At 65.3% G+C, this 21282-nt stretch carries 17 protein-coding genes; 16 read left to right on the top strand and 1 reads right to left on the bottom strand.

The annotated features are described in order from the left end of the window. Window positions 1-38: 38 nt before the first annotated feature. From dnaX to ACUY1T_RS10635, 7 genes are all read left to right on the top strand, one after another. On the top strand, window positions 39-2105 hold the full coding sequence (gene dnaX / locus ACUY1T_RS10665; protein ID WP_446022601.1) for a DNA polymerase III subunit gamma/tau: 2067 nt from the start codon (window positions 39-41) through the stop codon (window positions 2103-2105). A gap of 38 nt (window positions 2106-2143) precedes the next feature. Further along, window positions 2144-2470 (top strand): YbaB/EbfC family nucleoid-associated protein, encoded by a 327-nt coding sequence (locus ACUY1T_RS10660; RefSeq protein WP_167118942.1) that lies wholly within the window; start codon window positions 2144-2146, stop codon window positions 2468-2470. 59 nt (window positions 2471-2529) lie between these two features. Beyond that, window positions 2530-3135 carry a recombination mediator RecR gene (recR, locus tag ACUY1T_RS10655; RefSeq protein ID WP_446022599.1) on the top strand — a complete coding sequence of 202 codons (606 nt, stop codon included), beginning with the start codon at window positions 2530-2532 and terminating at the stop codon, window positions 3133-3135. 36 nt (window positions 3136-3171) lie between these two features. Then, on the top strand, window positions 3172-4302 hold the full coding sequence (gene rnd, locus ACUY1T_RS10650) for a ribonuclease D (protein ID WP_446022597.1): 1131 nt from the start codon (window positions 3172-3174) through the stop codon (window positions 4300-4302). A gap of 11 nt (window positions 4303-4313) precedes the next feature. After that, entirely contained in the window at window positions 4314-4610 is a 297-nt protein-coding gene (locus tag ACUY1T_RS10645; RefSeq protein WP_446022595.1) for a YcgL domain-containing protein, read from the top strand. A 2-nt stretch (window positions 4611-4612) separates the two neighbouring features. After that, window positions 4613-5062, top strand: a complete 450-nt coding sequence (locus ACUY1T_RS10640; protein WP_446022593.1) for a YcgN family cysteine cluster protein — start codon at window positions 4613-4615, stop codon at window positions 5060-5062. A gap of 226 nt (window positions 5063-5288) precedes the next feature. Further along, window positions 5289-6098: a hypothetical protein gene (locus ACUY1T_RS10635; protein ID WP_446022591.1), complete on the top strand. Its 810-nt coding sequence runs from the start codon at window positions 5289-5291 to the stop codon at window positions 6096-6098. A gap of 67 nt (window positions 6099-6165) precedes the next feature. On the opposite strand, the gene ACUY1T_RS10630 is transcribed toward ACUY1T_RS10635, so the two are convergent. Beyond that, entirely contained in the window at window positions 6166-8256 is a 2091-nt protein-coding gene (locus ACUY1T_RS10630) for a S9 family peptidase (protein ID WP_446022589.1), read from the bottom strand. 86 nt (window positions 8257-8342) lie between these two features. On the opposite strand from ACUY1T_RS10630, the gene ACUY1T_RS10625 reads away from it, so the two are divergent. The 9 genes from ACUY1T_RS10625 (at window position 8343) to ACUY1T_RS10585 (ending at window position 21247) form a co-directional block, all read left to right on the top strand. Continuing rightward, window positions 8343-8819 (top strand): hypothetical protein, encoded by a 477-nt coding sequence (locus ACUY1T_RS10625; protein ID WP_446022587.1) that lies wholly within the window; start codon window positions 8343-8345, stop codon window positions 8817-8819. Window positions 8820-8828: 9 nt separating this feature from the next. After that, entirely contained in the window at window positions 8829-10667 is a 1839-nt protein-coding gene (locus tag ACUY1T_RS10620) for a VWA domain-containing protein (protein WP_446022585.1), read from the top strand. Continuing rightward, entirely contained in the window at window positions 10660-11490 is an 831-nt protein-coding gene (locus ACUY1T_RS10615) for a class II glutamine amidotransferase (protein WP_446022583.1), read from the top strand. The genes ACUY1T_RS10620 and ACUY1T_RS10615 overlap by 8 nt, the downstream gene beginning before the upstream one ends. 216 nt (window positions 11491-11706) lie before the next feature. Then, on the top strand, window positions 11707-13380 hold the full coding sequence (locus tag ACUY1T_RS10610) for an AMP-binding protein (protein WP_446022581.1): 1674 nt from the start codon (window positions 11707-11709) through the stop codon (window positions 13378-13380). Window positions 13381-13425: 45 nt separating this feature from the next. Beyond that, window positions 13426-17520: an ATP-dependent RNA helicase HrpA gene (gene hrpA / locus ACUY1T_RS10605; RefSeq protein WP_446022579.1), complete on the top strand. Its 4095-nt coding sequence runs from the start codon at window positions 13426-13428 to the stop codon at window positions 17518-17520. An 85-nt stretch (window positions 17521-17605) separates the two neighbouring features. Further along, window positions 17606-18727: a beta-ketoacyl-ACP synthase III gene (locus ACUY1T_RS10600; protein ID WP_446022577.1), complete on the top strand. Its 1122-nt coding sequence runs from the start codon at window positions 17606-17608 to the stop codon at window positions 18725-18727. A 39-nt stretch (window positions 18728-18766) separates the two neighbouring features. Beyond that, entirely contained in the window at window positions 18767-19531 is a 765-nt protein-coding gene (locus tag ACUY1T_RS10595; RefSeq protein WP_446022576.1) for an MlaA family lipoprotein, read from the top strand. A gap of 11 nt (window positions 19532-19542) precedes the next feature. Next, window positions 19543-20748: a PP2C family protein-serine/threonine phosphatase gene (locus ACUY1T_RS10590; protein WP_446022574.1), complete on the top strand. Its 1206-nt coding sequence runs from the start codon at window positions 19543-19545 to the stop codon at window positions 20746-20748. After that, the gene (locus tag ACUY1T_RS10585; RefSeq protein WP_446022572.1) at window positions 20735-21247 is read left to right on the top strand and encodes an STAS domain-containing protein; all 513 of its coding nucleotides are present in this window, start codon (window positions 20735-20737) and stop codon (window positions 21245-21247) included. The genes ACUY1T_RS10590 and ACUY1T_RS10585 overlap by 14 nt, the downstream gene beginning before the upstream one ends. Window positions 21248-21282: the final 35 nt, after the last annotated feature.

Below are 21282 nucleotides of genomic sequence, written 5' to 3'. Positions count from 1 at the left end.
GCTGCTAGCCAGCCCCGCTGCAAGGAATTCGTGCTGCAATGAGCTATCAGGTTCTGGCCCGCAAGTGGCGGCCGCGTACGTTCCACGAACTGGTCGGCCAGGAACACGTCCAGCGTGCGTTGGTCAACGCCCTCGACCAGGGGCGCCTGCACCATGCCTACCTGTTCACCGGCACGCGCGGCGTCGGCAAGACGACCCTGGCAAGAATACTTGCCAAATGTCTCAACTGTACCGCCAAGGGCCATGGCGATGACGGCGTCACCTCCACCCCCTGTGGCGAGTGCGACAGCTGCCGTGCCATCGACGAGGGGCGCTTCGTCGACCTGATCGAGGTCGATGCCGCCTCGCGTACCAAGGTGGAAGATACCCGCGAGCTGCTCGACAACGTGCAGTACGCACCCACCCAGGGGCGCTACAAGGTGTACCTCATCGACGAGGTGCACATGCTTTCCACCAGCAGTTTCAACGCACTGCTCAAGACGCTGGAAGAGCCGCCGCCCCACGTCAAGTTCCTGCTCGCCACTACCGATCCGCAGAAGCTGCCCGCTACGGTGCTGTCGCGCTGCCTGCAGTTCACGCTCAAGAACATGCCGCCGGAGCGCATCGTCACCCACCTGGCCAAGGTCCTCGAGGCCGAGAACATCGGCTTCGAGGAGAGCGCCCTGTGGCTGTTGGGGCGTGCCGCCGACGGCTCCATGCGCGATGCCATGAGCCTGACCGACCAGGCCATCGCCTTCGGCCAGGGCCAGGTCCGCCATGCCGACGTCGCCGCCATGCTGGGGACGCTCGATCATCGCCACGTGCTGGCGCTGGTCGAGGCCTTGGCCGACACCGACGCGCCCCGGCTGCTGAGCGAGATTGCCCAATTGGCCGAACAGGGGCCGGATTTCGCCGCGGTGCTGGACGACATGACGGCCGTGCTGCACCGCCTGGCGGTAGCCCAGATGGTGCCGGATGCCGTGGACAACGGCCACGGCGACAGGGAAACGGTGCTGGCGCTGGCTTCGCGCTTCACCGCCGAAGACGTGCAGCTTTACTACCAGATCGGTATCCAGGGGCGTGGCGACATGGCCCACGCCCCCGATCTGCGTACGGCACTCGAGATGACCCTGCTGCGCATGCTCGCCTTCCGCCCCCAGGGTGTGCCCCAGCCGGCTAAGACGCCATTGCCCCTGCGCAGTGCAAGCAGCGGCAGCACTCCGGTCGCACCGGCGGGCGGAGTGGGTGAGCCGCCGAGCGATACCCAGCCCACCGATAGCTCGGCTTCCGCGACACCGAGTCAGCCCACCGAGTCTCCGCTCGGGCCACCACCAACGCAAAGCGCGCCGCAGCCGGATGCCGAGGACGAAAGCACCCTCGAGCCGCCTCCACCCTGGGAGGAGACGGTCGATGAGGTTATGGCACCGCCGCTGGGCGAGGTCTCCCGTGCCCCGGCCGAGCCCATGCAAGGGGGAGCCGTGGCCTCAGATTCAGAAGAACACGCCACATCGATGGCAGCGATCGAACAGCCGTCGGTGCAGCCCTACGCGACCAGACAAGAAATGGCGCCAAGGGCGGAAGAGGGCGACACTGCCGTACTGGAGGCGCCCGGACCCGCTCCCGAAACACCTGAGCCGGTGGTCGAAGCGCTATCCTTAGAGCGGCCGGACGCCGAGGTGCCGCAGTCGCAGGCCGTTGCAGCCAATGCTGCCAGCGATGCGTTGCTCGACCATGACCGCTGGCTGGAAAGTTTCGACAGCCTGGGCCTGGGAGGGCTGACGCGCAATCTTGCTGCCCACTGCGTGGTCGAAACCGATGACGGCAATCGGCTGACGCTGCGCCTGGACCCGTCGCAGGAGGCCATGAACGCCGAGATCCACGTACGTCGCGTGCAGGAGGCACTGGCCACCATTGGCGTGTCGCGTCAGCTCGTGATCGAGCCGGGATCATTGCCGGCACAGGTGGAAACGCCCCGGCAGCGCGCCGACCGGATCGCCGCCGAGCGCCACGCCGAGGCCGTGGCGGCCCTGCAGCGTGACCCCCATGTCAAGCAACTGCAGGAAACCTTTGGTGCGCGCTTGATCGAATCGACCGTCAAGCCGGCGGAGATGGCGTCAAGGGCCTGAGACCGACAGTTTCATTTTGCCAAGCGAGAGGAACGATCATGATGAAAGGTGGAATGGGCAACCTGATGAAGCAGGCCCAGGAAATGCAGCAGAAGATGCAGCGCGTTCAGGAAGAAGTCGCCAAGGCCGAGGTGACCGGCGAAGCCGGCGCCGGCATGGTCAAGGTGACCATGAACGGTCGCCATGACGTGAGCAAGGTCGATATCGATCCCAGCGTCATGGAGGAAGACAAGGAGCTGCTCGAGGACCTGCTGGCCGCGGCGGTCAACGATGCCGTGCGCAAGGTCGAAGCCAGCTCGCGGGAGAAGATGGAAGAAGCCACGGCGGGGCTCAATCTGCCACCCGGCTTCAAGATGCCCTTCTGACTCGGCTGAAACCGGCGGCGCTCGACCATGCGGCGTTAACCATCCTCTAGAGGTACCGAATGAGTTTTTCCCCCCTCGTCGAGAGGTTGATGGAGTCGCTGCGGGTACTGCCGGGTGTGGGCCCCAAGACCGCGCAGCGCATGGCGATGCACCTGCTCGAACGCGAACGCGACGGCGGGCGTCGCCTGGCCGCCGTGCTCGAGCAGGCCATCGAGCAGGTGGGCTACTGTCGGCGTTGCCGCACCCTCACCGAGGAGGATATCTGCGGGCTATGCACCAGCAGCCGGCGCGACGATGCCCTGCTGTGCGTGGTAGAGTCGCCAGCCGACCAGTTGGCCATCGAGGATGCGGGCGGTTATCGCGGCCGCTATTTCGTTCTCCATGGCCATCTTTCGCCGTTGGATGGCATCGGCCCCGAGGACATCGGTCTCGACCAGCTCGAGGCGCGCATTGCCGAGGGCGGCGTCAGTGAGGTGATCCTGGCCACCAATCCGACGGTGGAGGGCGAGGCCACGGCGCATTACATCGCCGCTCAGCTCGCGCCTCACGGCGTGACGCTTTCGCGCCTGGCCTACGGTGTACCCATGGGCGGCGAACTCGAATACGTCGATGGCGGTACTCTCAGTCGTGCTTTCAACGGGCGCTTGCCATTTCGTGGCGATTGATACCGATTCATTGTCCTCACCCTGCTGGATGACCGCATGACCTTGACCCCCGAGATACGTTGGATCGACACGCCCGAGGCGCTGGATACCGCTTGCGCCGAGGTGGCCCAGGCCGAAGTGATCGCGTTGGATACCGAGTTCTTTCGCGAGAAGACCTTTCACCCGGTGCCGGCCCTGATCCAGTTCTCTGCCGGTGGCCCGGCCTGGCTGGTCGATCCGCTGGTGGTCGATTGCACCGACTCCTTCCGCCGGCTGCTCGGCGAAGGGCCGCTGAAGCTGCTGCATGCCAGCAGCGAGGATCTCGAAGTGCTGGCGCACTGGGCCGGTGTGACGGTCGCCCCGCTGGTCGATACCCAGATCGCCCAGGCGCTGCTGGGGGAGGACCCCGCCATGGGCTACCAGCGTCTGGTTCAGCACTGGACCGGGGAGACCCTGCCCAAGGACGAGACCCGTTCCGACTGGCTGCAGCGCCCCCTGAGTGAGTCCCAGCGGCTCTATGCAGCTCTCGACGTGGTGTTCCTGCTCGAGGTCTGGGAGCATCAGCGCGAGGCGCTGGAACGGCAGGGGCGGCGTGAATGGCTCGAGGCCGACTGTCGTGAGCTGATGGCCCAGGCGCTACGCAGCGACGAGGCGGATGGGCAGTGGTTTCGTCGTCATCGCCAATTGTGGCGGCTTTCGCCGCGCCAGATCGAGGCCTATCGACTGCTGACTACCTGGCGCGAAGGGGAGGCCCGGCGGCGCAACCTGCCGCGGGGTTGGCTGTTCAACGACCGGGTGCTCTACGGTATCGCCGAGCGCATGCCCGAGAACCGCTACCAGCTCGCCGAGATCGACGACATCAAGCCAAGCCAGGTCAAGCGCGATGGCGATACCCTGCTGGGGTTGGTGAAACAGGCGCGACAGTGCGAGGCGGTGGCGCTGCCTGCTGCATTGCCTTCGCCCATGGGGGCGGAGTACAAGCGCCGCATGAAGGCCCTCAAGCGGGTCGTGAACGTAAGCGCCGAGCACCTGGGTTTGGCACCTGAGGTGCTCATGCGCCGGCGCGACCTGGAAGCCCTGATTGCCGCCGACCTGGTATCCGAGCCGCTGCCCCTGCCCGAAGGTTGGCGCGGCGAACGCCTCGCGGCGCCCCTGAAACAAGCACTGGACGAGGTTAAGGCCGAATGACGGACGACCGCATGAAAGGCGACAAGCTGCTGTGCGAGATCTACAGGAGTTCGCGCAAAGAGGAAATGTATCTCTACGTTGACAAGCGGCAGGGGCTGGCCGAGGTACCCGAAGCGTTGCTCGAACGATTCGGCAAGCCCGTCTTGACCATGACGATGATCCTGACGCCGGAAAAAACGCTGGCGCGCGCCAAGGTGAGCGATGTCATGACCGCCATCCGCGACAAGGGGTACTACCTGCAGATGCCGCCGGCCAAGGAGGAGTATTTGCTCGATCTGTATCGGACTCCCACCGAGGCGCGCTACTGATCATGCGCGAGCGTTTCTGGGAGCGCTTCGATCTCGAGGAACTCACCGCCGAGGAGTGGGAAGCGCTGTGCGACGGTTGCGGCCAGTGCTGCCTGCTCAAGTTCCAGGATGACGCGAGCGGCGATCTTGCCGTGCTCGGCGTGGCCTGTGAGCTGCTGGACATTCACAGCTGCCGCTGCAGCGATTATCCCAACCGACAGGCCCGCGTGCCTGACTGTGCCCGGCTCACGCCTCAACGCGTCGATGAGTTCCGCTGGCTGCCGAAATCCTGCGCCTACCGTCGCATCGCGGAAGGGCGCCGGCTGGCCGGTTGGCATCCGCTGATTTCCGGCGACCCCGAGCGGGTTCACCGCAAGGGCATCAGCGTACGGAGCTTTGCCGTTTCCCAGCGGGATGTGCCCGAGGATGAGTTGGAAGACTACATCATCGCCATACTGCCGATCGATGGTTGACCCCTCCAAAGGCTGAGCGTGCCTGGTGCCGTTTCAGCCTCGGCTTGAGCCGCTGCCTTTCGTTTCTCATCAGTCGCCTGATGCGCCATTTTCATCCTGGCGGCTGATGGTGATTTTTTCCGTTCCCTATGATGCTGAGTGTTGCTCTCTGTAACTTTCTGTTGCGGAGACGAGACGAGACGATGCGAAAGGCTTGGCTGCCAGTTCAAGCTGAAAGGAGGGGATCATGAAACGGGTATGGATGACGACGGCAGGGCTGGCGTTTGGCGCCATGATGACGACGAGCGCTCTGGCGCAGTCACAGATCTGGAGCGAGCCGCTCAGCGACGAGGAAATGGCCGCGCGCTGGAACGCGCTATTCAACGATGGGGTTGTACTGAGCGACGAGGAACTCGATGCATTGCTCGAATGGCTGCCGCCCACTGGTGCTGGCTTAGGCCTGGGGGCAGGGCTGGATGGTTCCATGGGTGGTGAGGGCGGAGGTTTTGTTCGTACCGGGCGCACCTCGCCACCCAATGTCGGCAGCGGTGACGACGGCGGCGGCGGTGACGACGGCGGCGATAACGGCGGCGATAACGGCGGCGGCGATAACGGCGGCGGCGACAACGGCGGCGGTGACGACGGCGGCGGCGATAACGGCGGCGACGACAACGGCGGCGACGACAACGGCGGCGGCGACAACGGCGGCGACGACAACGGCGGCGACGACAACGGCGGCGGCGACAACGGCGGCGGCGACAACGGCGGCATCGACAACGGCGGCGGCGACAGCGGTGGCTCCGGTGGCGGTGACAGCGGCGGCTCCGGTGGCGGTGACAGCGGCGGCTCCGGTGGCGGTGACAGCGGCGGCTCCGGTGGCGGTGACAGCGGTGGCTCCGGTGGCGGTGACAGCGGCGGCTCCGGTGGCGGTGACAGCGGTGGCTCCGGCGGCGGTGACAGCGGCGGCTCCGGCGGCGGCGCTGGTGGTGGTAGCGGCGGCTCCGGCGGCGGCGCTGGTGGTGGTAGCGGCGGCGGCGCAGGGGGCGGTGGCGCCTGATCCCACCATAACCATGATGGAGAAGACCCGGTCAGTTCACAGAGGCCGGGTCTTCTTCTTCCTGCATTCAAGGTTCCTTGTCGGCGAGCCCCAGGGCCCAGAGGATGAAGGCGTCCTGGCGCGCGTTGTCGTGCCATGCCTTGAATCGGCCCGAGGCGCCACCATGCCCGGCGGCCATGTCGGTGCGCAACAGCACCGGGCCGCGTGCGGTGCCCATCTCGATAAGCCGGGCATAGAGCTTGGCAGGCTCCCAGTAAGGGACCCGGGAGTCGTGCCAACTGCCCTGGAGAAATAGCGTGGGGTAGGGCTGGGGAGAGAGATTGTCCAGCGGCGAGTAGGCGCGGATGCGCTTGCGCGCATCCGGCTCGTCCGGGTTGCCCCACTCGGTATACTCGGCGGTGGTAAGCGGCAGGTCGGGGTTCTCCATGGTACGCAGCACGTCGACGAAAGGCACGTCGAGCACGGCGGCGCAGAAGGCTTCGGGCGACAGATTGAGGCTGGCACCGACCAGCAGTCCTCCTGCGCTGGCACCATAGGCGGCAATACGTTCTCCGTCGCTGAAACCCTTTTCGACCAGCGCATTGCGCGCCGCGAGGAAGTCGCGGAAGCTGTTCTCCTTGTGCTTGAGCTTGCCGGCCAGGTACCAGGGCTCGCCCCGGTCGCCGCCGCCGCGTACATGAGCAACGGCAAAGGCCACGCCACGGGCGAGCAGCTCGAGCCTGGCGACAGAGAACCAGGGATCGAGCACTTCGCCATAGGCACCGTAGCCGTAAAGCAGGGTGGGCAGCGGGTGTCCGGCCAGGTCAGCGCGCATCACCACCGATACCGGTATGCGCTCGCCATCGTGGGCACGCGCCCAGATCCGCTCGCAGCAGAGATCGGCCGGTTGCAGGTTGCCGTGGATCGGCTGTGACTTCAGCACGTGGCGCTCCCCGCTGTCGAGGTCGTACTCGAGCCAGCGTACCGGCATGACGAACGACTCTTCGCGCAGGCGCAGGCGACGACTATCGAAGTGCGGCACGTCACCGAGCATCACGCTGCAGGGGGATTCCGGCAGTGGCAGGCGTTCGTCTCGCCGGGCGACGTGACCTGCCTCGAACTCGACGATGCGGATACGGACCTGGGCCTCGTGATGATCGCGCTCGGTAATGGCCAGGCCCCAGTCGAAGGCCTCGACGTCCTCGAGCGTGGTGTCGTCGCGATGCCCGATCAGTGGCTGCCAGTGAGCTTCCAGATCGTGTTCGCCGACCGCGTCCAGGCAAAAGTGCGGTGCGTTGCGATTATGCAGGACGTAGAAGTGGCCGGGACGGTGCTCCAAGCCGTATTCCACGCCCTTTTCCCGCGGTCGAAAGCAGCGCGGCGCCTGCTCCGGCGCCAGGGCCGGCAGCAGGTGGCACTCGCTGGTGTCCTTGGAGGCGCTCTCCAGTACCAGCCACTGGCGAGAGCGGGTCTTGCCCAGCCCGAGCCAGAACTCGGGGTCGTCCTCGCGCAGTATCAGAGAGGGTTCGCCGGCCTGACCCTCTCTGAGCGGCAGGCGCCAGATGCTGTCGGGGCGCTGCGTGGCGTCGTAACGGGTGAACAGCAGGGTGAGGTTGTCTTCGGCCCAGGTCAGCTCGGGGCCTATCTCCTCCAGCAAGAGGTGTGGCTCGCCGTCGGGCAGTGCCTTGAGATAGAGTGAAAAACGCTCGTCGCCACTGGTGTCCTCGGTCCAGGCCAACCAGCGCTCGTCGGGCGACAGCGCCATGTCGCCCAGCTCCAGGTAGTGTTCTGCTCCAGCACGTGCTTGCAGATCGAGAAAGACGCTCGCCTCCTCCGCGCGGCCATTGGGATGGCGCCACCACACCGGATAGTCCGCATCGGTTGCCGTCTCGCTCCAGTAGGTGTAGTGATCGAGCGCGGTGGGCAGCCCATGAACCGCCAGCTCACGGCGTGCCAGATGGCCGTGGTAGAGCCGCTCGACCAGGCTGTCGAGCGGTGCCATCCAGGCCTGGCACTCCTCGTTGGCGGCTTCGAGAAAGGCCTGGACACGTGCATCATCGCGCTCTTCCAGCCAGTGCCACTCGGGATCGTCGGCGCGTCGAAACCGGTCGACCGGCGAAGGAAGGGGCTCGGTGAGGGTCGCAGTGGGAAACGAACGATGTGGCGGCTGTGCTTTCATTGGGTCGCGTGTACCATACTCAAGGTGACTTTCCATCCTGTACGATCCGTCAAGGGGCGGCTCGTGACGCGTAAAATGAGGTATCGATGCTGACATCCGATTCGATGTCCCTACTATGGCTGACCTATCTGGGTTTGTCGCTGGTCGTGCTGCTGGCCGGCTACCTGGGGTTGGCCTTTCTGCCACGCCTGCTGCGCCTGCCGATTACCTGGGCGGTGGCCGGCATACTCTGGATGCCGACCCGCTTTCGGTTGCCGTTGGTGGAAGGGGAGTTCTATACCGGCATGGCACCGGCGGTAGTGGTGGCGGCCGTTGCGTTCCTCGAGCGTAACGGCTCGGTACTGATGTCTTCGGGCCTGCTGGTGGTGGCTGGTGCCATGCTGGGTATCGCCGTGGGCATCCTCCAGGCTTGGTGGTTCCGCGCGCCCGCCATGCCCAGCGAAGGCACGCGGGAAAAGACAAAGCAGGACGACAAGACGCAGCAAAATAACAGCAGGCGCAATGGCCTGCGTGGCGAGAAGCCGCGTCAGCTGCCCAAGCGCCGGGAGCCGAAAATCGGCTAGGGAGCCCCGATGGGGAGGGAGTGCAACAAGGTATGGCGCTGGCTGGTCGGTCTGGCCGGGTGCCTGGTCGTGTCGAGCTGCCTGTCCGCTGCAACGCTCGAAGAACATCCGGAAGTGCGGGTCATCGTCGATGTCTCCGGCAGCATGCGTCACAACGATCCCGACCAGCTCGCCGCCGAGGCGCTGGAATTGCTGGTAACGCTGGTGCCCAGTGGTGCCAGGGCCGGAATCTGGACCTTCGGCGAGCGAGTGGCCAACCCATTACAGCCCGGACCGGTCAACCTCGAATGGCGCGATCGTGCCAGGGCGTTGGCCGGCTTGTTGGTCGACTACCAGCAGTATACCGACATCGAGTCTGCCATCTTCCAGGCGGCCTCGGTCGAGGCGGCCGCAGGGCAGCCGCATCTGGTGCTGCTTACCGATGGCATGATCGACCTGCCCACCTGGCGCGGTAGCAAGCCGGCCATCGACAGTGCCTCGCGGGAGGCGCTGCTGGATGAGCTCGGACCAAGGCTGGCGGAGGAGGGCGTGGTCGTACATTCCATCGCCTTCTCCGACGAGGCCGACCTGGACCTGGTGGAGCGCCTGGCACAGATGACCGGAGGGCTTTCGGCGCCGGTGGCAACGCCCGACGCCCTGCTGGGCGCTTTCCTCGCCATTGTCGATCGCATCTTTCCCAGCGACCGGGTGCCGGTTACCGACCAGCGCTTTCTCATCGAGCCAGGCCTGCGTGGCTTCACCGCGCTGCTGTTCCGCGGTGAGGAAGCACTGGAGCTGGTGGGGCCGGATGGCCGGCGCTACTCCGCCGAGTCTCCGCCCGAAGGTGCCGAGTGGCGTCGCGAATCTCGCTATGACCTCATTCAGGTACCCGATCCCCAGCCGGGGCAATGGCGCCTGGAAGGCGCGCCGGGACAGGACAGCCGGATCACCGTCGAGTCGCCGCTCAGCCTGCAGACGTCCGGTGTGCCGAATACGTTCTACCTGGGCTTCGACGTGCCGGTGGAAGCCTGGCTCGCGCGCGAGGGAGAGGCGGTGGGCGCCGAGGAACTGCCAGCGCATTTGCGGCTGACGGCGGAATTGCACGATGCCTCGGGGGCGGTCCAGTCGGCCGTGGTGCTCAGGCAGCAGGAGGAGCGCTTCGTCGGGCGATTGCCGGCGCCGGCCCTGGGCGGCAACGCCCAGTTCGTCGTGCGTGCCGAAGGGCAGGGCTTCCGACGCCAGCGGGCACAGGCGGTCAACGTACTGCCGGCGATTGCCGCCCAGCACGATGAGGCCGGCCAGCAGGTCCTCCTCATGGCCGAGCATCCTGCGCTCGATCGTGACAACACCCGCCTGTACGGCCAGCTCCAGGGCGCTCGCCTCGAGGCGGAACCCTCGGCCGAGCGGCGCTGGAGCATTGCCTTGCCCGAGTTGGATGGCGCGCTTAGCGTGCCGCTGATACTGCGCGGCGAAGTCACCCTCGAGGGCGAGACGCGCGAGCTGCACTTGCCGCGCCTGATGCTGTTCCCCTCGGTGGCCACGGCGATCGACCAGGTGGATGCCAGCCCGGCGCTGGAGGTGACACGCTTCCACGAGGAGCTGTCGCCCGTACGCGAGCCCCGCGCAACGCCGGGGTCGGCGCTACCCGAGCCGGTCGAGCGCGTCATACGGCAAATCCAGGAGCTGCCCCAGGCCGCCCGGGAGCGTTGGCGGGAGTGGCGCCCCGCGCTGGCCAAGCCGCTTGAGGAGGCCGACCCGCACCAGCGCTGGCTGCTGGGCGGCATACTGCTTGCTCTCGTGGTGTTGCTGCTACTATGGCGCATATTGCGGCGGCATCGCGCAGCGCCCCGGGAGGAACCACATGTGTGAATTGTTGGGCATGAGCGCCAACGTGCCCACCGATATCTGCTTCAGCTTCACCGGTTTCCTGCATCGCGGCGGTGGCACCGGGCCGCACCGTGACGGCTGGGGCATTGCCTTCTACGAGGCGGGTGGCTATCGCGATTTTCGTGACCCGCACCCCTCGGTACGCTCCCCCATTGCACGGCTGATCACCGACTATCCGATCAAGTCGCATATCGCCATCAGCCATATCCGCCAGGCCAACGTCGGCGAAGTGCGCCTGGCCAATACCCATCCGTTCACCCGCGAGATGTGGGGTCGAACCTGGTGCTATGCGCATAACGGCCAGCTCGAGAATTGGCAGGAGCTGCCGCTGAGTTTCTACCGGCCGGTGGGTGATACCGACAGCGAGCATGCTTTCTGCTGGCTGCTTGCCACCCTGCGCGAGCACTATCCCGAGGCGCCGGTGCTAGGGGCGTGCGACGAGGCCATGAGCGAGCGACACCAGGCGTTCTGGCATCTGCTCCATCGCCTGTGCGAGACGCTGCGGGCCAAGGGCGTGTTCAACCTGCTGCTGGCCGACGGCGAGTTCTTCTACACCTTCTGTTCGACCAAGCTGGCCCATATCACCCGCCGCGCACCGTTCGGCAAGGCGGAACTCTCCGATGCCGAGCTGACGGTGAACTTCGCCGAGCACACCACCCCCAACGACATCGTCTCGGTGGTGGCGACCGAGCCGCTGACCTGCAACGAGGCGTGGGTTCGCATGGTCCCGGGTGAGCTTTTGGTATGGCGTCATGGCTGCATCGTGGCGCGTTTCGTTGCCGAGACTTCTGCGTCCCAGGACTGAGGTTCTTCCTCAGGCCGACTTGCCTTTCTGCCTATTGTTGCCCAGCTTGATAGTCAATGCCCTTTTCTTTCTGAGGCGACAGGGTTTGAACGAATGTTTGAATCGATCGTTTTACAGTCGCGTGGTGCCTGGTATATCGTAATGGTTTAGCCAAAATAACAACGGTCGAGGTCGTGGGGTGAGTGACCTCATCGACGATGCTACGGAGATAGCGCCATGAGTGAGCAAGCCAACGCCGATATTCTCAACGGTCCCGAGCTGAAAGGCATGGACGAGTACCGATCGCTGATGGACGTCTTCCACGGCGCGGTGAAACGCTTTGCCGACAACCCGGCATTCACCTGCATGGGACAGACACTCACCTTCACCGAACTCGATCGTCTTTCGTCCGATTTTGCGGCCTGGCTGCAGCACGAAACCGGGCTGCAGCCGGGCGATCGAATCGCCATCCAGCTACCCAACGTGCTGCAGTTCCCGGTGGCCGTGTTCGGCGCCCTGCGTGCCGGTTTGGTGGTGGTCAATACCAACCCGCTCTACACCGAGCGTGAGATGGCCCACCAGTTCAAGGATTCCGGTGCCCGGGCGATCCTTATCCTGGCCAACATGGCCAGCAAGCTCGAGAAGGTGCTCGACCGCACCGACATCGAGCACGTACTGGTGACCGAACTCGGCGACCTGCACGGCTTCCCCAAGCGCTTCCTGATCAATGCCGTGGTCAAGCACGTCAAGAAGATGGTCCCGGCGTACTCGCTGCCGATGGCAGTGCCGTTCCGCAAGGCGCTGAAGGATGGCGCCTCGCGTCAGCATCGCGAAGTCGAGCGCGGTCTCGACGACATCGCCGCGCTGCAGTACACCGGTGGTACCACCGGTCTGCCCAAGGGCACCATGCTCACCCACTGCAACCTGGTGGCCAACATGCTCCAGGCGGAGGCGGCCATCGGCCCGGGCCTGGATGAAGGCAAGGAGGTGGTGATCGCGCCGCTGCCGGTCTACCACATCTATACCTTCACCGTGAACTGCCTGTTCCTGATGAAGACCGGCAATCACTCGATCCTGATCACCAACCCGCGCGACCTGGACAACTTCGTCAAGGAGCTGCAGAAGATCAAGTTCACCGCCTTCATCGGACTCAACACGCTGTTCAATGCGCTGTGCAACCGTGAGGATTTCCGCAAGCTCGACTTCTCCCGGCTGCACCTGACGATTTCCGGCGGCATGGCGCTGACCAAGGCCTCGGCAAAGCGCTGGGAGGAGGTGACCGGTTGTTCCATCGCTGAAGGTTATGGCCTTACCGAGACCGCGCCGGTAGTCAGCTTCAATCCCATCGACGCCATCCAGCTCGGTACCATCGGCAAGCCGGTGGCGGGCACTTCGGTCAAGGTCGTGGATCACGACGGCAATACCCTGCCGCTCGGCGAAGCCGGCGAACTCTGCGTCAAGGGACCCCAGGTCATGAAGGGCTACTGGAATCTCGACGAGGAGACCGCCAAGGTGCTGACCGACGATGGCTGGTTCCATACCGGCGACATCGCCGTGCTGCAGGAGGACGGCTACATCAGGATCGTCGATCGCAAGAAGGACATGATCCTGGTGTCGGGCTTCAACGTCTATCCCAACGAGATCGAGGACGTCGTGGCGGGTCATCCCGGGGTGGTCGAATCGGCGGCTGTCGGTGTGAAGGATGAAGACAGCGGCGAGGCGGTCAAGCTGTTCGTGGTCAGGAAAGACGATAGCCTCGACGAGAAGAGCCTGCGCGAATGGTGCAGGAAGGAGCTGGCCGCCTACAAGGTACCCAAGTTCGTCGAATTCCGCGACGAGCTGCCAAAGACAAACGTCGGCAAGGTGCTGCGTCGCCAGCTGCGCGACGAGCAGAACGGCGACCAGGCGTAGGTAGCCAGGGGCGCCATTGGCCGAAGTCCGACTAGCAGCGTTACAATGACCTGCCCGCTCCGGTTTTCCGGAGCGGGCAGGTTTTTCCTTGGCGAGAGGAGTTTCGTGAGTACCGCAACCCATACTGGTTCCACCGCCGCCTCTGACAAGGCCGAGCTCGAACGCCTCGAACGTGCGCTGGACGAGGTCATGCTGCGCGATCGTGAGACGCTGGCGCGTCGGCTAAGCGGCCTCGCGCGGCGTCTGCGCGAGGGTAGGCCGGTGGATCGCGGCCTGGCCGAGATGGTGCGCGGCATCGAGCGCTCCGCGGCGCTGGCGGCCAGGCGCCGTGCGCAGCCGGTGACACTCAACTACCCGCCCGAGCTGCCGGTGGCCGAGCGCCGTGACGATATCCTCGCCGCGTTGCGCGAGCATCAGGTGGTGGTGGTAGCTGGCGAGACCGGTTCGGGCAAGACCACCCAGCTGCCCAAGCTGTGCCTGGAGCTGGGCCTGGGACGCCGGGGCCTGATTGGCCACACCCAGCCACGGCGCCTGGCGGCGCGCTCTGTGGCCACGCGACTGGCCGAGGAGCTCGAGGTGCCGCTTGGGGAGCAGGTGGGCTACCAGGTGCGCTTCACCGACCAGAGCGGCGACGATACCCTAGTCAAGCTGATGACCGACGGCATCCTGCTGGCCGAGACTCGCCACGACCCGGATCTCAGCCGCTACGAGGCGATCATTATCGACGAGGCCCACGAACGCAGCCTCAACATCGATTTCCTGCTCGGTTACCTCAAGCGCCTGCTGGCGCGCCGGCCCGAACTCAAGCTGATCATCACTTCGGCGACCATCGACGTGGCACGCTTCGCCGAGCACTTCGCTCTGCCAGGCGACGATGGCAAGCCGGTTCCTGCCCCGGTGGTGGAAGTTTCCGGGCGTACCTATCCGGTGGAGGTGCGCTACCGCCCGCTGGTACGCGAGAGCGACGACGAGGCCGACCGCACCCTGCAGGAGGGTATCCTTCACGCCGTGGAGGAGATCGAGCAGGTCGAGCGCGACAAGCGCTGGTTCCACGGGCCGCGCGACATCCTGGTATTTCTGCCCGGCGAGCGCGAAATCCGCGAGGCCGCCGATACCCTGCGGCGTGCCGATCTCAAGGCTACCGAGATCCTGCCGCTCTATGCGCGGCTCTCCAACGCCGAGCAGAACCGCGTCTTCGCCCCACATGCAGGGCGGCGCATCGTGTTGGCCACCAACGTTGCCGAGACCTCGCTCACGGTGCCCGGTATTCGTTACGTGATCGACCCGGGGCTGGTGCGCATCAGCCGCTACAGCTATCGATCCAAGATCCAGCGCCTGCCGGTGGAGCCGGTCAGCCAGGCCAGCGCCGACCAGCGCAAGGGACGCTGTGGGCGCGTGGCCGAAGGTGTCTGTATTCGTCTGTATGACGAGGAGGATTTTCTCTCCCGCCCCGAATTTACCGACCCCGAGATCCGGCGCACCAACCTGGCCTCGGTGATCCTGTCGATGCTGTCCCTCAAGCTCGGCGATATCGAACGCTTTCCCTTTGTCGATCCGCCCGACTCGCGCTTCATCAAGGACGGCTTTCGCCTGCTCTTCGAGTTGGGGGCGGTGGACGAAGGCAACCGGCTGACACCGGTGGGGCACAAGCTCGCACGACTGCCCATCGACCCGCGCCTGGCGCGTATGGTGCTGGCCGGGGCCGAGCAGGGCGGGCTGCGCGATGTGCTGGTGGTGGTGTCGGCGCTGGCCGTGCAGGACCCACGCGACCGCCCGGCGGACAAGCGCGAGGCCGCCGACCAGGCGCACCGCCGCTGGCACGACCCGGACTCCGATTTCGTCGCTCTGCTCAACCTGTGGCAGGGTTTCGAGGCGGCCCGCGAGGAACTCTCCGGCAATCGCCTGCGCCGCTGGTGCAAGGAGCACTACCTCAACTACCTGCGCCTGCGCGAGTGGCACGACACCTTCCGCCAGCTGCGCCAGCTGCTGCGCGAGATGGAGATCGAAGTGCCGCCGCCGGCACCGCTGCCCCAGCTTCCGGCAGGAGGTGAAGCGCAGGACCAGGCCCGTCAGCAGGCGCGCCGGCAGAGTGCCGTGCAGCTGCACAAGGCGCTGCTGCCGGGGCTGCTCTCACACCTGGGCATGCTCACCGAGAACCGCGAGTACCTGGGGGCGCGCAATCGCAAGTTCGTCATCCACCCCGGCTCGGGGCTGGCCAAGAAGTCACCCAAGTGGCTGATGGCCTTCGAGCTGGTGGAGACCACCCGGCTGTTCGCACGTACCGTGGCGAAGATCGAGCCGCAGTGGATCGAGCCGGTGGCGGGCCACCTGGCCAAGCGCAGCTACAGCGAGCCGCACTGGGAGATGAAGCGCGCCCAGGTGGTGGCCAAGGAGCAGGTCACGCTGTTCGGCCTGCCCATCGTGGCCGGCCGCAGTGTGCACTATGGACCCATTGCACCACGCGAAGCCCGCGAACTGTTCATCCGCCGTGCCCTGGTGGAGGGCGATTTTCGCACCAAGGGCGAGTTCTTCGACTACAATCGCGCTCTGGTGGAGGAGGTCGTGGATCTCGAGGACCGGGTCCGCAAGCGCGACATCCTGGTCGATGAGGAGACCCTGTTTGCCTTCTACGACGAGCGGGTTCCCGAGGACATCGTCAACGGCAAGGGCTTCGAGGCATGGCGCAGGAAGGCCGAGGCCGAGAATCCGGACGTGCTCAAGTTCGACCGTGCCGCACTGCTGGCGCGGGAGGCGAAGGAGGTCACCGAGGCCCAGTATCCCGATGAGCTGGTGCTGGGCGGCGTGCGCTACCCGCTCGACTACCGCTTCGAGCCCGGCGCACCGAACGATGGCGTGACCCTGACGGTACCGGCGGCGATGCTGCCGCAACTGCCCCGGGCACGGCTCGAGTGGCTGGTACCGGGGCTGCTGCGCGAGAAGTGCATTGCCCTGCTCAAGTCGCTGCCCAAGGCGATCCGCCGACAGGTGGTGCCGATTCCCGATTGGGTCGATGCCGCACTGGAAACGCTGACGCCCGACGATGTGCCGCTCAGCGAGGCGCTGGGCGAGTTCCTGCGCCGGCGTACCGGGGTTCGGGTACACCCCGACGACTGGCGCTACGATCAGCTCGAACCGCACCTGATCATGAACGTGCGCGTGGTCGATCATGAGGGCAGGACGCTGGGCCAGGGCCGTGACGTACGCGAACTCGAGCGACGTTTCGAAGCCGCGGCGGGCGAGGGCGCCCGGGCATTGGCTGCCGAGGTCAGCGCCGCGCCCGATGTCGCGGGCCTGCCCGAGTCACCGCTGCCGCAGTCACGGGTCACCACCCAGGCGGGCATCCGGGTCGAGGCCTACCCGGCGCTGGTACCGGAGGGAGAGGCCTTCCGCATCGAGTTGTTCGACCATCCCGGCAAGGCCGAGCAGGCTCATCGCCGCGGTGTGGTCAGGCTGGCGATGGCCCGCCTGCCGGACCCGGTGCGCAGCATCCAGCGACTCAAGCAACTCGAGTCCTGCGCCCTGCTGTTTGCCAAGGTGGGCAGCAAGCGTGAACTGTTCGATGACGTGATCGAGGCGGTATTCGCCCGTACCGTCGCCCAGGCACCGCTGCCGCGTTCGACTGCCGAACTCGATGCCCGGCTCGAGGCGAGCCGGGCCGAGCTGGTGCCCACTGCCGAAGCGCTGGTCGCTACGCTCAAGTCGGCGCTCGAAGGGCACCTGGCCGTGACCAAGGCATTGAAGGGCAACCTGAACCTGGCATTAGCGCTGGTATACAGTGACCTGAAGGCACAGATGCAGCGGCTGGTTCATCCCGGCTTCGTGAGTAAGGCGGGCGACTGGCTCGACGAGTACCCACGCTACATGGAAGCGGCACTGATCCGCCTGGAGAAGGCGCCACGCGAGCGCATGCGCGACCAGATGCACATGCAGGAAGTCCAGGATTTCGAAGCGCGCCTGGCGGCCCGACGCGAGAGCCAGCGGCGCGGTGGTCACGAGGACCCCGAACTGGTGGAGTTCGGCTGGTGGATCGAGGAGTTGCGGGTGTCGTTGTTCGCCCAGCAGCTCGGCACCCGCATGCCGGTTTCCGTCAAGCGTCTCGAGCGACGCTGGGCGGAGCTGGTAGGGCACGGTCAAGGCTGACCTTGGCGTGTCGATATACGAGACATGAGGCATCGGCTAGCCGATGTACAGCCAGCGGCGAGATGGCCGCACGAGGGAGATGATGATGACAGACGTCGTGATTACCGGTACGGGACTCTTCACGCCGGAGCACGCCATCGATAACGATGCCCTGGTAGCCTCGTTCAATGCCTGGGTGGACGCCGAGAATGCCCGGCATGCCGCCGCCATCGAGGCCGGCGAGCGCGAACCGCTGCTGCACTCGAGCAGCGAGTTCATCGTCAAGGCATCCGGTATCCACAGCCGCTTCGTCATGGATGCGGCGGGCATCCTCGACCCCGAGCGCATGCGCCCGCGGCTACCGCAGCGCGGCAACGACGAGCCCTCGATCCAGTGCGAAATGGGCCTTGCAGCTGCGCACCAGGCGCTCGAGGCCGCCGGGGTCGCTGCCAGTGACATCGACATGGTGATCGTCGCCTGCTCCAACCTGGAGCGCCCCTACCCGGCGGTGGCGGTTGAATTGCAGGCTGCCCTGGGTACCCAGGGACACGCCTTCGACATGAACGTGGCGTGCAGTTCGGCTACCTTCGCCATCGACCTGGCCGCCGGTGCCATTCGTGGCGGCAACGTCAGGCGCGCCTTGGTCGTGAGTCCCGAGATCTGCTCGGCCCACCTCAATTTCCGCGACCGTGACAGCCACTTCATCTTCGGCGATGCCTGTACCGCCATCGTGCTGGAAGACGCCGCGCTGGCCACCGCCGAGAGCCGTTTCGAGATCCTCGGCACGCGCCTGGCCACGCGCTTTTCCAATGCCATTCGCAACAATGCCGGCTTCCTCAATCGGGTCACCGACAGCGACCCCATGGCCAGCGACAAGCTGTTCGTCCAGGAAGGGCGGCGTGTCTTCAAGGAAGTCTGCCCCATGGTGGCGGCGCTGATCAGCGACCACCTGGCCAGCCTCGATCTGTCCGGTGACGATCTCTCGCGCCTGTGGTTGCACCAGGCCAATCATCATATGAACGACCTGATTGCCCGGCGGGTCCTGGGCCATGATCCCGAGTCCGGACAGGCGCCGATCATCCTCGATCGCTACGCCAACACCAGCTCGGCGGGTTCGATCATTGCCTTTCACCTGCATCGTGCCGACCTGGCGCCAGGGGCATTGGGGGTGGTCTGCTCGTTCGGTGCCGGGTACAGTGCCGGCTGCGTGGTGGTGCGTCGGGTATGACGCATTGCCTCACGCTAATACCATGAGGAGACACATCCGATGGTCTTGAAGCAGACCGGCTTTTTTACCCGCGCCCTGATCGCCCTGGCGGCCATGGCCATGCTGGCGGGCTGTGCCGGCCGGGTGGTGGTGGAGGATCGCCACCCCGATGATCCCTGGGAGGGCTTCAACCGCCGGGTCTTCGCCTTCAACGAGGCGATCGACCGGACCGTGCTCAAGCCGGTGGCGCGCGGTTACCGCAGCGTGACGCCCCAGCCGGTGCAGACCGGCGTCGGCAATTTCTTTTCCAATCTCGGCGAGATTCGCACCACGCTCAACAGCCTGCTGCAGGGCAAACCCGCCAATGCCGGGCTTTCCACCTCACGTTTCCTGATCAATTCGACGGTGGGCATTGCCGGCCTGTGGGATTTTGCCACCCACATGGGCATCACGGCCGATAAGGAGGACTTCGGCCAGACCCTGGGCGTCTGGGGCATGGGCGAGGGGCCCTACATGGTACTGCCGTTGCTTGGACCGAGCACGGTAAGGGACACCTCCGGCCTGCCGCTGGACATGTACACCTATCCGCTCACCTATGTCGAGGATGACAAGGTGCGTTATGGCCTGACCGCGCTGCGTATCGTCGACGTGCGTGCAGGCTTTCTCGAACAGGAAGAGTTGATCCGCGGAGACCGCTATGTCTTCATTCGCGATGCCTACCTGCAGCGCCGACGCTTCGAAGTCACAGACGGCGAACTGGGAGACGATCCCTTTGCCAGCGACGAATTCGATTTCGACTTCGACGATGCCGACTTCGCCGATTGAGGCCTGAGCCGATGGATGCACCCAAGCCGTTGATCGGCTTACTCGACGAGCCCGGCGCCTATCGTGATGCCCTGGCCGATACCATCGCCCGCGACGGCCTGGCCGTGTACGCCGCGGAGCGCCTCGAGGACCTGCCCGCGGAAACGCTGCTGGTGGTCGCCCATGCCCAGGCGATTCCCAGCCTGGCATGGTCGAGCCTGACGGAGCGCTTGCCGACCGTCGTGGTCAGCGACTCACGCCTCGATGCCGACCTGCTGACGGCGGTCGATGTGGGGCTGGTGGATTACGTCGTCGAACCCATGCGCCATGGCCAACTGCTGCGGCGAATGATCCGCAAGGCGATCGAGCTGCGGCAACTGGAGGATGAGCGCGAGCATGACCGCAAGCGTCTCGCTCAGCTCAATGCGCATCTCGAGGAGCTCAACGAGAGTCTCGAGACGCACCTGGCGCTGCTGCGACTCGACCAGCAGGCGGGCGGGCAGATCCAGCGCAAGCTGCTGCCGCCTCACCCCCAGACCATCGGCCGCGTGACCTGCGACTACTGGCTGATTCCCTCGCTCTACCTATCGGGGGATTTCCTCGATTTCCAGCGCTTTGACGACCGCTACACGCTGTTCTACTTTGCCGATGTGTCCGGCCATGGGGCGTCGTCCGCATTCGTCACGGTGCTGCTCAAATACCTGTTCAACCGTTGGCTTGGCGACTGGGATGCCTGTCAGCCGGAAGCGTTGCCGACTCGCTGGCTATCGGCACTCAACCGGGAGCTGTTGGATACCGGCATCGGCAAGCATGCCACCCTGTTCGTCGGGGTCATTGACCAGCAGACCCAGGAGCTTCACTATTCCCTCGGTGCCCAATTGCCGAAGCCGCTGCTGGTCGCCGATGGCAAGATCGTCGAGCTGCCTGGCGAGGGGATGCCGGTGGGCCTGTTTCCCGATGTGGAGTATCCACGTTTGAGGTATAGGTTACCGCCGAACTTCCGGTTATGGTTGTGTTCGGATGGAATATTGGAGTGCCTGCCGGGCGACACGCTCGACTCGCGGCTCAGGGAACTCGAGCAACGTGTTCTGACCTGTACGACGTTGGAACGACTTCGTGACAGCCTGGTGCTGGACACTCCCCACGACATCGATGGCGAGGGGGATGGCAGCGGTCAGGAACTGCCCGATGACCTGACGATCATGGTGTTGAGCGGATTTGGCAATGATCACGAATGAAGGCCGCGTCCAGGCGGCGTTCGACTCCGGTGTCTTCGTGCTCAAGCTGTGCGGTGACGTACGCTTGACGCTATGCGCGACGTTGGATACCCAGGCCCAGCAGCTTGCCCGCACACCGGGGCTGCAATCCCTGATCATCGATCTGCGCGAAGCCACCAACGTGGACTCCACCGCCTTGGGATTTCTGGCCAAGGTCGCCATGGCGGTCAAGGACAGAATCCTCTACAAGCCCACCATCGTGGTCGACAATCCCGACGTGCAGCGCATGCTCGAGGTCATGGGCTTTGCCCAATACTTCGCCATGGTGGAAGCGCCGCTTACCGAAACCTGCGAACTCAGCGACCTGCCAGAGATCCCGGCCGACATGGAGGAGATGCGCAAGCGCATCCTCGAAGCGCATCGCATCCTGATGCGCATGAGCGAACACAATCGGGAAGAGTTCCAGCCGCTGGTCGAGATGCTGGAGGCGCAGGAGGCCACCCACATCGACAAGACCTAGCTCGCTTGGTTTTCTGTTGCGGCAGGCGTGATGCC

The sequence above is a fragment of the Billgrantia sp. Q4P2 genome, from assembly GCF_052806135.1.
Note: the sequence above shows the minus strand (reverse complement) of the source record. Positions and strands in the feature narration are given on the sequence as shown.

Coding starts and splice junctions, on each gene's coding strand:
- dnaX (WP_446022601.1), top strand. CDS start 39: ATGAGCTATCAGGTTCTGGCCCGCAAGTGGCGGCCGCGTACGTTCCAC.
- ACUY1T_RS10600 (WP_446022577.1), top strand. CDS start 17,606: ATGACAGACGTCGTGATTACCGGTACGGGACTCTTCACGCCGGAGCAC.
- ACUY1T_RS10595 (WP_446022576.1), top strand. CDS start 18,767: ATGGTCTTGAAGCAGACCGGCTTTTTTACCCGCGCCCTGATCGCCCTG.
- ACUY1T_RS10620 (WP_446022585.1), top strand. CDS start 8,829: ATGGGGAGGGAGTGCAACAAGGTATGGCGCTGGCTGGTCGGTCTGGCC.
- ACUY1T_RS10585 (WP_446022572.1), top strand. CDS start 20,735: ATGATCACGAATGAAGGCCGCGTCCAGGCGGCGTTCGACTCCGGTGTC.
- hrpA (WP_446022579.1), top strand. CDS start 13,426: ATGACCTGCCCGCTCCGGTTTTCCGGAGCGGGCAGGTTTTTCCTTGGC.
- ACUY1T_RS10635 (WP_446022591.1), top strand. CDS start 5,289: ATGAAACGGGTATGGATGACGACGGCAGGGCTGGCGTTTGGCGCCATG.
- ACUY1T_RS10630 (WP_446022589.1), bottom strand. CDS start 8,256: ATGAAAGCACAGCCGCCACATCGTTCGTTTCCCACTGCGACCCTCACC.
- ACUY1T_RS10615 (WP_446022583.1), top strand. CDS start 10,660: ATGTGTGAATTGTTGGGCATGAGCGCCAACGTGCCCACCGATATCTGC.
- ACUY1T_RS10660 (WP_167118942.1), top strand. CDS start 2,144: ATGATGAAAGGTGGAATGGGCAACCTGATGAAGCAGGCCCAGGAAATG.
- ACUY1T_RS10610 (WP_446022581.1), top strand. CDS start 11,707: ATGAGTGAGCAAGCCAACGCCGATATTCTCAACGGTCCCGAGCTGAAA.
- rnd (WP_446022597.1), top strand. CDS start 3,172: ATGACCTTGACCCCCGAGATACGTTGGATCGACACGCCCGAGGCGCTG.
- ACUY1T_RS10645 (WP_446022595.1), top strand. CDS start 4,314: ATGAAAGGCGACAAGCTGCTGTGCGAGATCTACAGGAGTTCGCGCAAA.
- ACUY1T_RS10625 (WP_446022587.1), top strand. CDS start 8,343: ATGCTGACATCCGATTCGATGTCCCTACTATGGCTGACCTATCTGGGT.
- recR (WP_446022599.1), top strand. CDS start 2,530: ATGAGTTTTTCCCCCCTCGTCGAGAGGTTGATGGAGTCGCTGCGGGTA.
- ACUY1T_RS10590 (WP_446022574.1), top strand. CDS start 19,543: ATGGATGCACCCAAGCCGTTGATCGGCTTACTCGACGAGCCCGGCGCC.
- ACUY1T_RS10640 (WP_446022593.1), top strand. CDS start 4,613: ATGCGCGAGCGTTTCTGGGAGCGCTTCGATCTCGAGGAACTCACCGCC.